Here is a 13,469-nt window from a genome sequence, read left to right as displayed (position 1 = left end):
GGTCACCGCCCCTCGGGTTCGGCGGGGGCGCAGGCGCGCTGCACGCCGCGGACCACGCTGTGGTAGCCGGTGCAGCGGCACAGGTTCCCGGTGAGCCATTCGCGGATCTCGGGCTCGGTGGGGGCCGGGCCGCCGGCGGCGCTTTTGACGAGCGCCGCGTCGACGAGTTCGCCGAGGGCCATCACCATGCCGGGCGTGCAGAAGCCGCACTGGGTGCCGTGTTCCCGGCGCAGGGCCTCCTGGAGGCCGGTCAGCTCCCCGCCGGGGGCGGTGACGCCCTCGATGGTGGTGACCTCGGAGCCCGCGGCGGAGGCGGTGAGGATCAGGCAGCTCTTGACGGACCTGCCGTCCAGGCGGACCACGCAGGTGCCGCACTGGCCGGTGTCGCAGCCCACCTTGGTGCCGGTGAGGCCGAGGCCGTCGCGGAGCCGTTCCACGAGGAGTTCGTTCGGCCGGGCCGTGAACTCCTCGGGTCTTCCGTTCACGTGGAGGGTCAGGGGGAGGCTGGTCAGATCCATGCGAGCGCCTGCGCTTCCGTGAGCGACCGGTTGAAGAGGGGACCGCCGGGCTGCTGGAGGATTCCTCCGGAGTGCAGCGGGCCGGTGTCGACGGGGGCGAATCCGAGGTCGGTGATGATTCCGGCGACGATGTCCTTCGCCTTGGTGTCGTCGCCCGCCGTGTAGTGGGCGAGGCGCTCGGACGCCGTGCGGCCGGAGGCGGTCCCGGCGACGGCGAGGGTTTCGAAGTGCATGGTGTTCAGGGATTTCACGACCCTGGCTCCGGGGTACCACTCGGCGACGAGTTCGCTGGAGCCGCGTCCGCCGAGGTCGGCGGGGGTGCCGGGGCCGCTGAACGCGTTGGTCGCGTCCACCAGCACCTTGTCCTGGACGACGTGCGGGGGCAGCAGTCCGCGTACGCCTGCGAAGGGCACCATCAGCACCAGCAGGTCGGCCCGGCCGGCCGCCTCGACGGGGTGCTCCGCGACGGCGGCGGGGCCCAGTTCGGCCAGGAGCGGGGCGAGTGAGTCCGGCCCGCTCGCGTTGGCGAGGACGACCGGATGGCCGGCCGCCACCAGGATCCTCGCGAGGGCCGAGCCGATCCGCCCGGTGCCGATGACGCCTGTCCGCATGAGTGGCTCCTCGTTGGTGTGGTGTCAGTCCATGCCGATCCAGACCGACTTGGTCTGGGTGTAGCTCTCAAGGGATTCCGGTCCGCACTCGCGCCCGTAGCCGGAGGCCTTGTAGCCGCCGTAGGGCACCGAGGGGTCGTACTGGTTGTAGCAATTGACCCAGACCGTCCCCGCCTTGATCTGGGAGGCGACCCGGTGGGCCCGCCTCAGGTCCTTGGTGTGGACCCCGGCGGCGAGGCCGTACGCGCTGTCGTTGGCGATGCGTACGGCGTCCTCCTCGGTGTCGAAGGGGATGATCGACAGGACGGGGCCGAAGATCTCCTCCTGGGCGATCCGCATGCCGTTGTCGACGCCGGTGAAGACGGTGGGCAGGAAGTACAGGCCCTGGCTGGAGGCCCCTTCGGGGGTCCAGCCGCTGCCTCCGGTGCGCAGCAGGGCGCCTTCCTTCTCGCCGACCTCGATGTAGGAGCTGACCTTGTCGAACTGGGCGCGGTGGGCGAGGGGCCCGAAGAGGGTCTCCGGGTCGCGCGGGTCCCCGGGCCTGAGGGCGGCGGCCCTGCGGACCAGGCGTTCGACCATCTCGTCGTGGACGGGGCGGTGCAGCAGCAGCCGGGAGCCGGCGGTGCAGATCTCGCCCTTGTTGTAGTAGATGCCGAAGAAGGCGAGTTCCTCGGCGGCGTCGAGGTCGGCGTCGGCGAAGACGATGTTGGCGGACTTGCCGCCGAGCTCCATCGTCACCTTCTTCAGGGTGCCGGCGGACTTGCGGATGATCGACTGGCCGACGGCGGTGGAGCCGGTGAAGGCGATCTTGTCGATGTCGGGGTGGCCGGTGAGGGTCTCCCCCAGCTCGACGCCCGGACCGGTGACGACGTTGAGCACCCCGTCGGGGATCTCCGCCTCCTGGAAGAGCTCGGCGATCTTGAGTGCGGTGAGCGGGGTGGCCGGGGAGGGCTTGTGGACGACCGTGTTCCCGGCCGCCAGGGCCGGGGCGATCTTGGTCATCGACAGCAGGAGCGGGAAGTTGAAGGGGGTGATGGCGCAGACCACGCCCAGCGGCTCGCGCAGGGTGTAGGCGAGCTGTCCGCCGGCCGGGGCCCGGGAGGAACCGTCGACCCGGGTGACCGCGCCCGCGTAGTAGTGCATCAGCTGGGCGGCCATGGGCGCGTCGACCGTGCTGGAGAAGGCGAACGGCTTGCCCATGTCCACCGTTTCCAGCAGGGCTATCTCCTCCAGGTCCCGCTCGATGAGCTCACCGACACGGTTCAGGCGCAGCGCGCGTTCCTGCGCGGACAGCCGGCTCCACGGACCTTCCTCGTACGCGGCGCGGGCGGCCGCGACGGCGGCGTCCGCGTCGGTCGCGGCGGCCTGGGCCACGGGCACGATCTCCTGGCCGTCGATCGGGCTGATGTCCGGTTCCGTGCGGCCGTCCCGGGCGGGCACCCATTGGCCGCCGATGAACAGCTTCCCGGGGTTGGCCAGGGGCTGGTCGCTGAGCACGCGCTTGGTCATGGCTGCACCTTCCGGTGTCTCGGGGGCTAGGCCGTGTCTTTTGGATCAGGCCGGATCAGGGACGGCGTCTGGTGCGTGCGATCGCAAGGCGGAGGAGGGAGCCGCTGCGGAGCATGGGCGGCCGGCGACAACGCGGCGAGCCGCGGTGCCTGGGGGTCCCCCCGGACGGAGAATGGGGGAGGGCCGGGCCCGGCCATGATCCGCCGGACACCCCCTAGCCGCCGCCGAGCTGCCGCAGGAAGGTCTCGGCGAGGGCCTTGGAGGAGTAGGGGTTCTGGCCGGTGATGAGCCTGCGGTCCACGACGACGTGCGAGTCCCAGATCGCTTCGGCCTTCTCGTAACGGGCGCCGAGTCTGGTCAGCTCGGCCTCCAGGATCAGCGGGAGCCGGCCCGCCATGTCGGTGACCAGTTCCTCCGCGTGCGAGAAGGCGGTCATCCGGTATCCCTCGAAGGGCCAGCGGCCCTCGCCGTCCCGGAGGGAGAGGAGTGCGGTGTGGCCGTGGCAGACGGTGGCGAGCGGTTTGTCCTGGCCCATGGCCCAGCGCAGCAGCTGCGCCAGCTCGTCGGACTTGGGGAGGTCGCCGATGGCGCCGTGGCCTCCGCTGATGTAGACGCCGTCGTAGCCGGCGACGTCCTTCTCGCCGAGGGATTCCACCGCGAGGGGCTGCTTGAGCTCGGGGGTCTGCTCGATGACGCGGAGGTACTCGGCGGCGTTGGCCGCGTCCCGGTCCGGGGAGCCCTCGGGGCGGACCCACCGCAGGAATTCGGGGTCGACGCTGGTCCGGTCGACGGTGGGGGCCCCGCCGCCGATCGTCGCCACGTCGACGGTGTGGCCGGCCGCACGGAAGAGGGTGAAGGGAACGACGAATTCCTCGGCCCAGAATCCCGAGGGGTGCTGTTCCCCGTCCAGCAGATGGAGGGTGGCCTTCGCCGTCAGGACGACGAGAATCCTCATGATTCTCTCCTTGTTCTGGATCGCTGCCGATTCAACACGGCCCCTCGCGAGGGGCGTAAGGGGGCGGCGTCAGGCCCGTGATACTTCGTCACGTGCGTCCAACACCGAGAGGATCGAGCGGAATTCACCGACCAGGGGGTGGTCGGGAAGGGCTTCCGCGAATATGCGTTCTCCGTAGAGGGCCGCCATTTCCGGAACGTACGGAAGAATCCCGGCCAGGGGGGCGCCGTACACTTCCTCGGCCCTGCGGGCCACCACGTCCCGGTCCACGCCCTCGGGCGCCATGCTCAGCACCAGGGCCCGCCGGCAGACCAGCCGCCCGGCCAGGGCGATGGTCTCCTCGACCCCGGACAGGTCGACTCGGTCGGCCCGCGCCATGATCAGTACGACGTCGGCGCTGCCCATGGCGGTCACCGACTCGTTGTTCAGGCCCGCGTGGGTGTCGAGCAGCAGGACGTCGAGCGCGTGGCTCTCGGCCAGCCGGTCGAACCCCTCCGGGAGCAGGCCCACGTCGTACCCGGTGGTCATCAGTTCCCGCAGGGCCGCCGTCCCGGTCCGGGCCGGTACGACGTACAGCCCGGGCACGGCGGTGGGCCGGGCCGCGGCCTCGATCTCGCAGCGGCCGAGCAGGTAGTCGGCCAGGGAGCCGGTGCCGGGGCCGAGCGCGAACAGCAGGTCCAGGGCGGGTGACTGGAGGTCGGTGTCGACCACCCCCACCCGGCGTCCCGCGCCCGCCAGCAGCAGCGCGAGGTTCGCCAGCACCGAGGACTTCCCGGTGCCGCCGCGGTGCGAGTGCACCACGATGGTCCGGGTCATCACGCCACCTCCCGGTAGCCGTCGCCGTCCGCGTGCGGCCCCCGCGCCGCACGTGGCCGGTGCAGGGCCAGCATGGTGACGTCGTCGTGCTGTTCGGCGGTGCCGGTGTGCTCGCGCACCGCCCGGTCCATCACGTCGACCACGTCCCGCCCGCTCGCCGGGGGGCCGGCGAGCAGTTCCAGCATCCTTTCGTCACCGAGGAAGCTGCCGTCGGGGCAGCGGGCCTCGGGTACTCCGTCGGTGAACACGAAGAGGGTGTCGCCGGGGTTCAGCTGGGCGTAGCCGAGGGTGTAGACGCAGTCGGGCATCACCCCGACCGCCGGCCCCGTGACCTCCAGGGTCCGGGGCCGGGATCCGTCGCCGGAGAGCAGCAGCGGCGGGTTGTGGCCGCCGTTGATGTAGACGAGGCTGCCGGTCAGCGGGTCCAGCACCCCGAAGAAGAGGGTGGCGAAGTAGCCCTGCCTCAGGTGGTTGCGGGTGAGGTAGCCGTTGGTGGCGGTGACCGCGTTGAGCAGCGGGGTGGCGCCGACGACCGGGGTGCGCCGGCTGCCGCCGGTGCGGCCCGCGGCCATCAGGTGCTGGAGCCCGCTGTTCTCGGCGGTGTGGCGCAGCAGGGAGCGGATGAGGGCCATGAACAGGGCCGCGCCGACCCCCTTGTCGCAGACGTCGGCGACGACGACCGCGAGGCGCCGGCCCCGGGAGATCTCGAAGACGTCGTAGAAGTCCCCGGCGACCTGCCGGGCGGGCCGGAAGCGCACGTCGATCTCCCAGCCGTCGGGGACCGGCAGCGCTTCGGGCAGGAAGCCGGCCTGGATCTCGCGGCCGATCTCCAGTTCCTTCTCGTACCCCATGAGTTCGGCGCGGGCGTCGGCCTCGCGCAGGGTGCGGCCGAGTCCGGCCCGTTCGGCGCAGCTGTGCAGCCGGGCTCCGACGAGGGCGGGCAGGAAGGGCGGGACGAGGTAGTCGTGGCCGAGGCGGACGTGCCGCTCCAGTCCGGCGAACTCCCGGGCGGTCCAGACCACCACGATCGGGGCCCCGGCCCAGCGGCGCAGCCGGCGCACGGCGCTGCGTACGGTCTCCCCGTCGGCCTCGGCGGGGGCGAGCAGCACGTCCGCGACGGGCAGCAGTTCGAGGCGGCCGCACAGCAGCTCCGGCAGGGTCCGGGGGACGAGTTCGGCGTCCATCTCCCGCAGGGCGTCCAGCAGTTCGATGGGCGGCGGCGGGTACACGTCCAGGATGATCACGGTCGTGGAGGGCATGCGTCCGTCCCCTCGTCGGCCTTCACGGTCAGCGTGCTGATGTTGCGGCCGTCCCTGCGGGCGTAGGCGTACGAGTCCACGCTGGTCAGGGCCAGGTGGATGCCGAGGCCGCCGACCCGCCGCCGTTCCGGGGGGATCCCGGGGGCGGGGGGCAGGCGGCCGGCGACGGGATCGAACGCGGGGGCGGTGTCCTCGATGACGATCCGCACCCCGTCGGGACCGGAGCGGCCGTGGACGGTGATCCGTCCGCCGCCGCCCCGGTACCCGTGCATCACGATGTTGGTGGCCAGCTCGTCCACGGCCAGCCGGATCCGGTACGTGGCCCCCTTGCCGAGGCCCGCCCGTCCGGCCAGCCGCAGGACGAACGCGGCGATCTCGCCCAGTGCCCCCACCGTGGCGGGCACGTCCAGCACGGCGGGCTTCCTCGCCAGTTCCACCATCTCAGTCACCGTTCCGGGCGTCGTGCTCAGTCATCGGAGAGGACGATGCTGCGGTCGAGCCCGGCCGTGCGGATGGTCCGGGCGACGGGCTCGATGGCGCCGGTCACCTTGATGGTGACCGCGCCGCCGACCTTCTGCTGGGCGAAGACCAGGGAGCGCAGGCCGGCGCTGGCCATGTAGCCGACCCCGGCCATCCGGATCTCGACGGTGCCGGTGCCGTGCCCGGCGGCCTTCTCGATGGTCTGGTGGAACTCCGGCGCGGTCTTCGCGTCCAGCTCGCCCGTCAGCTCGATCACGGTGGTGTCGCCCTCGATGCTCAGGGACACGGAAAGCGGCATGTCAGGGTCTCCTTCGGTGCGGGGCGGGTCAGTCGCCTCGGGGCTCGGGTGCGGTGGCCCGGCCGACCAGGATCACGACCGAGCGCGGGCCGATCAGGTACTTCCCGGCGTTGTCGAGCTCCCGCTCCGCCCCCGGGGTGCGGATGTCGTGCGGTGCCCCGGCGCCGGTGTCGGCGAACAGGTGCCAGCTGCGGCCGCCGGGCAGCGCGGGCAGTTCCAGGTCGTGCGCCTCCCAGTGGGAGTTCATGGCCACGTACACCACGTCCTGGTCGCCGGTGCCGCAGCGGGCCACGGCCAGCAGCCGGCTCTCCGCCGACCAGTCGGGCTGCCAGGCCCGCTCCCCGTGCCAGCTGATGTCGGGCAGGCCCAGGCCTTCCCGGAGCCGGCCGGTGGGGTGGGCGGTGGAGCGCAGCTCGCGGTGGTGGGCCCGGAAGGCGATCATCTCGCGGGTGAACCGGAGCAGTTCGGCGTTCTCGTCGACCTGCTCCCAGTCGAACCAGGACAGTTCGTTGTCCTGGCAGTACGTGTTGTTGTTGCCCTGCTGGGTCCGCGCGACCTCGTCCCCGGACAGCAGCATCGGGATGCCCTGGCTGGTGAGGAGGATCGCGAGGGCGTTCTTCATCTGCCGCAGCCGCAGGGCGTTGACCTCGGGGTCGTCCGTGGGTCCCTCGGCCCCGCAGTTCCAGCTGTTGTTGTCGTTGGCTCCGTCGTTGTTGCCCTCGCCGTTGGCCTCGTTGTGCTTGTCGTTGTACGAGACGAGGTCGGCCAGGCTGAAGCCGTCGTGCGCGGTGAGGAAGTTGACGGAGGCCGACGTCCCCCGGCTGGAGTAGAGGTCGGGCGAGCCGGCGATCCGGGTGGCCAGCTCGCCGGTGACGCCGGGGTCGCCCTTGAGGAAGCGGCGGACGGTGTCGCGGTACTTGCCGTTCCACTCGGCCCAGCGGCCGTAGGCCGGGAAGTTGCCGACCTCGTAGAGGCCGCCGGCGTCCCAGGCCTCGGCGATGAGCTTGGTGTGCCGCAGGACCGGGTCGAAGGCGAGCATCTCCAGCAGCGGCGGGTTGGGCAGCGGGGTGCCGTCCAGGTCCCGGCCGAGGATGGCGGCGAGGTCGAAGCGGAAGCCGTCGATGTGGTAGTCGGCGACCCAGTGGCGCAGGCAGTCCAGGACGTAGTTGCGGACCACGGGGTGGTTGCAGTTGACCGTGTTGCCGGTGCCGCTGAAGTTGAAGTAGTACCCCTCGGGCGTGAGCATGTAGTACGTGGCGTTGTCCAGGCCCTTGAAGGAGATGGTGGGGCCCTGCTCGTTGCCCTCCGCGGTGTGGTTGAAGACCACGTCGAGGATGACCTCGATGCCGGCGGCGTGCAGGTCCTTGATCAGGGTGCGGAACTCGTCGCCCTGCATCCCGTAGCGTCCGGTGGCCGCGTAGCCGGCCTTCGGGGCGAAGAAGGAGACGGTGTTGTAGCCCCAGTAGTCGTAGAGCTTCTCGCCGGTCTCGGGGTTGGTGCGCGGGTTGTCGCTCTCGTCGAACTCGAAGACGGGCAGCAGCTCGATGCAGTTGACGCCGAGCTCCTTCAGATACGGGATCTTCTCCCGCAGCCCCGCGAAGGTGCCGGGGGCCGTGACCTGCGAGGAGGGGTGGCGGGTGAAGCCGCGCACGTGGGCCTCGTACACGACGAGGTCCTCGGCGGGTATCCGCAGCGGGGTGTCGTCGCCCCAGTCGAAGTCCTGGAGGCAGACCCGCGAGCGGTACTGGTAGCCGCGGCTGCGGTCCGGTTCGTCGCCCCACACGTCGCGGCCTGCGATCAGCCGGGCGTAGGGGTCGGACAGGACCTGACGGGCGTCGAAGCGGTGCCCGGTGGCCGGATCGTAGGGGCCGTCGGCCCGGTACCCGTACTCGATGTTCTCGTGGTCGAGGCCGAAGACCGTCATGGCGAAGACGCTGCCGGTGCGGAACTCCTCGGGGAATTCCAGCTCGGCCATCGGCTCGGGCTCTCCGCGCTTGTAGATGACCAGGGACATGGAGGTCGCCTGGTCGGAGAAGACGGAGAAACTGACCCCGCCGGGGACCACGTTGGCCCCGAAGGGGAACGGCTTGCCCGCGCGGACGCGGTACCCGCCCACCTCGTGGGTCGGGTACGCGTCCACGCGCAGCACCTGCTCGGAGCGGGCCTCGCTCACCGCGCGGCCCTGGCCCGGGTCGCGGCGGCCTCGCCGGTCTCGAAGAAGTCGAGGAAGCCGGTGGCCGACATGACGAACCGGACTTCCTCGCTCACCCCGTACAGGGTGACGGCGACCCCGGCGTGCTGCGCCTCGCGGTAGACGACGAGCAGCGTGCGCAGCCCGGCGCTGGAGACGTAGGTCACGGCGGTCAGGTCGATCCGCAGCGGCCGGCCCTCGCGGACCAGCGGCAGCAGGGACTCCAGCAGGGTGCCGGAGGTCTCGCTGTTGATCTCGCCGGTGGCGACGAGCACGGTGGCCGTCTTGTTCCGGCGTTCCTTCACGTTCAGACTCATTGCCTGCATTCCCCTCTTGTTGGGGCGCCCCCCGTGGGCACTACCGCTTGTTCACCGGCCGAAGCCGGACCTTGACCTTGACCCGGCCCTGGACGTCGGGGAGGCGGACGGTCAGCGCCTCGGAGTCGAACTCCTCGTAGGGCTTCTCGTCGATCTCCACGGACGCGATCCGCACCGAGCCCGCGGGCAGCAGGTCGGGCGAGACGCGCAGGATCCGGTCGGGCAGGTCGGTCGGGTCGGGCTGGAAGTGGAAGTCCATCTCGCGGCCGTTGACGAGAAGGTTGTTGTAGACGGCGGCGAGGTAGCAGAGCTCCGCCGAGTGGTACATGGACATCGAGTGGCTGCCCTTGAGCCGCTCCGTGCCGAGCAGGTACGGCGTACCGGCGGCGAGCACGTTGAAGTAGACCGCTCCCTCGTCGTGGTCGAGAAAGAAGGTGTTGTAGAAGGCCTGGGCCTGCCGGGCCTCGCGCAGGTTCGCGTCGCCGCCGACCGTGCCGTTCAGGATGAGGTAGGCGAGGATCGCCTGCTCCTGCTGCCACCAGGCCTTGCGGTCGTGCCAGGCGAACCGGTACGCCTCCTGGTCCCCCTCCTTCACCCGTTCCACGACGTCGTACCAGCCGCCGCGCTGGCGGTCGCTGCCGACGGCCGGCATGATCTCGCCGATCTTCCGGGCGAGCTGCTCGTAGGCGGGCTTGGCCTTCAGCGAGTTCATCCGCATCAGGTTCCAGGCGATCTTCAGGTTGTGCCCGACCACCGCGCGGTTCTGCTGCCAGCTGTGCGCCGTGTCGTGCGACCAGTCGCGGAAGAAGCGCTCCTGGACGAACGGGCTGTTCTCGTAGTCCGGGAACCGGTCCGCGATGGTGTCGAAGGTGTACTCCAGGAAGTCGGCGTACTTCTGGTCGCCGGTCGCCAGGTACAGGTTGATCAGGTACGCGGGCGCGTGGTCGCCGACCGAGTTCCAGTTCTTGCGCTCGGCGTTCTCGCCGAGGGACTCGTGGTCGGCGCTGAAGAGGATCGGGTCGATGTGCGAGTAGTAGCCGCCCTGCTCCTCGTCCTTGAAGAACTTGTCGAAGAGCCGGATGGTGGCGTCGGCGTCGTTCTTGATCCGGACGTCGCCGGTGACCCGGTAGGTCTGGACGGGACCGGCCAGCGCGTAGATCTGCTCGTACATCGGGATCGCGTCGTAGTCGTCGGAGAACTCCGAGGTGAAGAGCTTGCGTTCGGTGTCACCGTCGACGCTGATGCCGTGGTACCAGAAGACCACGTCCTCCTCGCTGTCCACGACCCGCATGTGCTTGCGCAGGTACTCGGTGCCCCGCTCGGCGATCTCCAGGTACTCGTCCTTGCCGGTGAGCAGGTAGGCCGAGGCCATGCCGTAGACCAGGCGGGAGATGGTGTCGGTCTCCTGGACGTGGCTGGCGGTCTTGTCGCCGCCGAGCCGGATCTCGGTGCGGTACTCGGTGAAGTCCACCGGTCCGTCGCCGAACTGGGCCCGCTTGTAGAAGTCGGCGAGCGACTCGATCTGCCGGATCCACCAGCCGGCCTCCTCGAAGCGGTAGTCCTCGGCGCCGCGGCCGAGGAACACCAGCCGCTTGGCGTCGAAGCGCCCGCCCCGCTCGGGGTAGTGGACCCCGTAGGCGAAGAGGAACCGGCCCGGGGAGAGCATCTCGTCGACGTGCCCGGAGGCGTCGACGTACGGCTCGTCCAGGTTGCGCACCAGTTCGGCGCTGGGGCCGGAGGCGAGCGAGATCTCGAACTCCCGCTCGTCGGTGGTCTTCAGCCGGAGCAGGCGTGACGAGGTGTCGAAGCGGACGACGTAGCCCGCGATCGTGTCGGAGAAGGAGAAGCTCAGGGAGCCCGCCATGTCATGCACCGTCCTTGTCGTGTGAGCGGTCGTCCTCGTATCCCTGGCTGACCTCGACGATCACGCCGTCGGGGTCGCGCACCCAGACGGTCCGCCAGCCGCAGATGAAGTCGTCGAAGTCCAGCGGGCCCAGGGTCACCTCGGCCGCGTCGCCCAGTTCCGCGAGGAACGCGTCGACGCTGTCGGTCTGGAAGGCCAGGTGGCGGATCCGGCCCGGGGCCGGCGGGCCGTCCTCGTGCGCGGTCCGGGCCGGCTCGGCGGCCGCCGCGAAGAGCTCCAGGTACGCGTCCCCCTTGCGCAGGAAGACGATCCGCGTGGCGCCCAGGTCGACGACCCGGGCCCGGGCGAAGCCGAAGTACCGGGTGTAGAACTCCTCGGTGGTCTTCTGGTCGGCGCAGTTGAGGCCGACGTGGGACCAGACCATCGCGCCCATCAGGCGCTCCCCCGGCCCCGGCCCGCGGAGAGCAGCCCGATGATCCGGCGGGCGAAGAGGTGGTGGTGGGCTCCGGTGCGGCCGGTGACCAGGTCCCCGTCGACCACCACGTCCTCGTCCACGTACTGGGCGCCCATGTTGCGGACGTCCCCGATCAGGTTGTTGTGGCAGACGACCTTGCGGCCGCGGACCTTGTCCGGGATCGAGGAGGCCAGCCACATGCCGTGGCAGATGATCCCCTTGAGCACGGCCGGTTCCTCGAAGGCCCGGCGCAGCAGTTCGGTCGCCGGGGCGAGGACGTCCACGTCCTCGGTGTAGCGCAGCCGGTCGGCGACCATGCCGGAGGGCACGATCAGCGCGGCGTAGCGGCGCAGCTCCGCGTCGTCCAGCCCCTCAAGGGACTTGTCCGCGGTGAAGGGCGCCCGGTACTCGTGCCCGGTGAAGGTGAGGGAGCCGTTGCCCCACAGCCGGGTCAGGAAGTCGACCTCGGCCCCTTCCTCGGCGAACCGGCGCTGGTAGTAGAAGATCTCCGGTTCGTAGAAGTCGCTCTCGACCAGGACCGCGATCCTGGTTCCGGTCAGCGCTCCCTCGCGCAGGACCACGTCAGGCACGGGAGATCCCCCTCAGGAAGTCCGCCGCGCGCTCGGCGATCATCGCGATGGCGGTGTGGCAGTTGCCGGACGGGACGGCGGGCATCACGCCGGCGTCGACGACGCGCAGGTTGCGTACGCCGTGGACCCGCAGCTCGGGGTCGACGACGGCGAGGTCGTCGACGCCCATGCGGCAGGAGCCGGCCTGGTGGTGGTAGCTCTCGGACTTCTGCCGGACGAAGGTCCGCAGCTCCTCGTCGCCCACGACGCCCGGACCGGGCTGGAGCTCCTGCTTGTACCAGGGCGAGAAGGCGGAGGTCGCGAAGAGCTCCCGGGCGAGTTTGACGCCCTGCACCATGCGTTCGAGGTCCCACCGGTCGCCCAGGTAGTTCGGGTGGATCAGCGGGTGGGCCAGCGGATCGGCGCTCGCGAGCCGGATCCAGCCGCGCGAGACCGGGCGTACGACGCCGGGCAGGATGGAGACGGTGTCGGGGTGGTCCTTGCCGACGATCACGTCGAACGGGACGTGGACGAAGGCGATCTGGAGGTCCGGGGCGGGCAGTCCGGGCCGGGAGGACAGGAACAGGGCGCTCTCCGACAGGTTCTGCGCGGGGGGCGGGAGTTCCTGGGTGACCTCGGCCATCAGCCCGGTCAGGACGTGGTTGTGGAAGTTCTCGCCGACCCCGGGCAGGGCGGCGGTGACCGCGATGCCGTGCTCGCGCAGCCGCTCGGGGTGCCCGATGCCCGAGAGCAGCAGCAGCTTGGGGGACTCGATGGCCCCCGCCGCGACGATCACCTCGCGCCGGGCCCGGACGGTGTGCGGGCCCGGGGCCGCGGTGGTGCTGTGCCCGTCGCGGACGGTGCGGCCGGGGACGTCGGCGGGCGGCGCGAGCTGGACGTACTCGACGCCCGTGCAGGTGTCCCCGTCGACGATCAGCCGCGTGGACTGGGCGCTGGTGCGCAGGGTCAGGTTGGGGCGGACGAGCGCCGGCTCCAGGTAGGCGGCCAGGGTGCCCTGGCGGCGCCCGTCGGCGACGTCGATGTGGTGCCAGCCGGTGCCGAAGAGCCCGCGCCGGGGGCCGTCGGTGTTGAAGTCGGCGATCTCCTGGTGGCCCAGCTCGACGGCGGCGTCGATGAAGGCGCGGGAGACCGGGTTGGGGCCGTGCCGTCCGGCGTTCGTGATCCGCTGCGGGCCGGTCGTGCCGGTGGTCGCGGCGGTGGCGTCCTCCTGGCCCTCCAGCAGGGCGAAGTACGGCAGCACGTCCTCGTACGCCCAGCCGGCCGCGCCCTGGTAGGCCCAGTTGTCGAAGTCCGAGGCGTGGCCCCGGACGTGCATCATGATGTAGAGGTTGCTGCTGCCGCCGGGGGCCTTGCCGCGCGGTTCGTACGTACGGCGTCCGCCGAGTCCCGGCTGCGGGACGCTGGTGTAGCCCCAGTCGACGGGCCCGCCGAGCAGCTTGTACCAGGAGGACGGGTCGTCCACCTCGGGCGGGATGCGGGGGCCGCCGGCCTCCAGGACCAGGACGGAGACGTCCGGGTCCTCGGAGAGGCGGCTCGCGAGGACGCTGCCGGCGGTGCCGGAGCCGACGATCACGTAGTCGTACTGTTCCGTGGCCACGAGTCCGGTC

At 70.9% G+C, this 13,469-nt stretch carries 14 protein-coding genes; all 14 read right to left on the bottom strand.

What is annotated here, in order from left to right:
* Nucleotides 1–2 precede the first annotated feature (2 nt).
* Nucleotides 3–518, bottom strand: a complete 516-nt coding sequence (locus AC069X_RS24275; protein WP_478731329.1) for a (2Fe-2S)-binding protein — start codon at nt 516–518, stop codon at nt 3–5.
* Nucleotides 509–1,129: an NADPH-dependent F420 reductase gene (locus tag AC069X_RS24270; protein ID WP_478731327.1), complete on the bottom strand. Its 621-nt coding sequence runs from the start codon at nt 1,127–1,129 to the stop codon at nt 509–511. Before AC069X_RS24270 ends, AC069X_RS24275 begins: the two co-directional genes overlap by 10 nt.
* 24 nt (nt 1,130–1,153) lie before the next feature.
* Entirely contained in the window at nt 1,154–2,638 is a 1,485-nt protein-coding gene (locus tag AC069X_RS24265) for an aldehyde dehydrogenase family protein (protein ID WP_478731325.1), read from the bottom strand.
* A gap of 214 nt (nt 2,639–2,852) precedes the next feature.
* Nucleotides 2,853–3,593, bottom strand: a complete 741-nt coding sequence (locus AC069X_RS24260; RefSeq protein ID WP_478731323.1) for a type 1 glutamine amidotransferase domain-containing protein — start codon at nt 3,591–3,593, stop codon at nt 2,853–2,855.
* A gap of 69 nt (nt 3,594–3,662) precedes the next feature.
* The gene (locus AC069X_RS24255; RefSeq protein WP_478731321.1) at nt 3,663–4,409 is read right to left on the bottom strand and encodes a MinD/ParA family ATP-binding protein; all 747 of its coding nucleotides are present in this window, start codon (nt 4,407–4,409) and stop codon (nt 3,663–3,665) included.
* Nucleotides 4,409–5,668: a PP2C family protein-serine/threonine phosphatase gene (locus tag AC069X_RS24250; RefSeq protein ID WP_478731319.1), complete on the bottom strand. Its 1,260-nt coding sequence runs from the start codon at nt 5,666–5,668 to the stop codon at nt 4,409–4,411. Before AC069X_RS24250 ends, AC069X_RS24255 begins: the two co-directional genes overlap by 1 nt.
* Nucleotides 5,650–6,108 (bottom strand): ATP-binding protein, encoded by a 459-nt coding sequence (locus AC069X_RS24245; RefSeq protein ID WP_478731433.1) that lies wholly within the window; start codon nt 6,106–6,108, stop codon nt 5,650–5,652. Before AC069X_RS24245 ends, AC069X_RS24250 begins: the two co-directional genes overlap by 19 nt.
* A 26-nt stretch (nt 6,109–6,134) precedes the next feature.
* Nucleotides 6,135–6,446, bottom strand: a complete 312-nt coding sequence (locus tag AC069X_RS24240) for an STAS domain-containing protein (RefSeq protein WP_468168932.1) — start codon at nt 6,444–6,446, stop codon at nt 6,135–6,137.
* Between the two features lie 28 nt (nt 6,447–6,474).
* Nucleotides 6,475–8,619, bottom strand: a complete 2,145-nt coding sequence (gene glgX, locus AC069X_RS24235; RefSeq protein WP_478731317.1) for a glycogen debranching protein GlgX — start codon at nt 8,617–8,619, stop codon at nt 6,475–6,477.
* Entirely contained in the window at nt 8,616–8,954 is a 339-nt protein-coding gene (locus tag AC069X_RS24230) for an STAS domain-containing protein (protein ID WP_125595761.1), read from the bottom strand. Before AC069X_RS24230 ends, glgX begins: the two co-directional genes overlap by 4 nt.
* 40 nt (nt 8,955–8,994) lie before the next feature.
* The gene (locus AC069X_RS24225) at nt 8,995–10,818 is read right to left on the bottom strand and encodes an AGE family epimerase/isomerase (protein ID WP_478731315.1); all 1,824 of its coding nucleotides are present in this window, start codon (nt 10,816–10,818) and stop codon (nt 8,995–8,997) included.
* Between the two features lies 1 nt (nt 10,819).
* Nucleotides 10,820–11,251 carry a VOC family protein gene (locus AC069X_RS24220; protein WP_478731313.1) on the bottom strand — a complete coding sequence of 144 codons (432 nt, stop codon included), beginning with the start codon at nt 11,249–11,251 and terminating at the stop codon, nt 10,820–10,822.
* The gene (locus AC069X_RS24215) at nt 11,251–11,862 is read right to left on the bottom strand and encodes a DJ-1/PfpI family protein (RefSeq protein WP_478731311.1); all 612 of its coding nucleotides are present in this window, start codon (nt 11,860–11,862) and stop codon (nt 11,251–11,253) included. The genes AC069X_RS24220 and AC069X_RS24215 overlap by 1 nt, the downstream gene beginning before the upstream one ends.
* Entirely contained in the window at nt 11,855–13,459 is a 1,605-nt protein-coding gene (locus tag AC069X_RS24210) for a GMC family oxidoreductase (RefSeq protein WP_478731309.1), read from the bottom strand. Before AC069X_RS24210 ends, AC069X_RS24215 begins: the two co-directional genes overlap by 8 nt.
* Between the last annotated feature and the right edge of the window lie 10 nt (nt 13,460–13,469).

The organism is Streptomyces sp. NPDC043896 (assembly GCF_056435605.1).
This window is presented reverse-complemented; position numbering and strand designations above follow the sequence as displayed.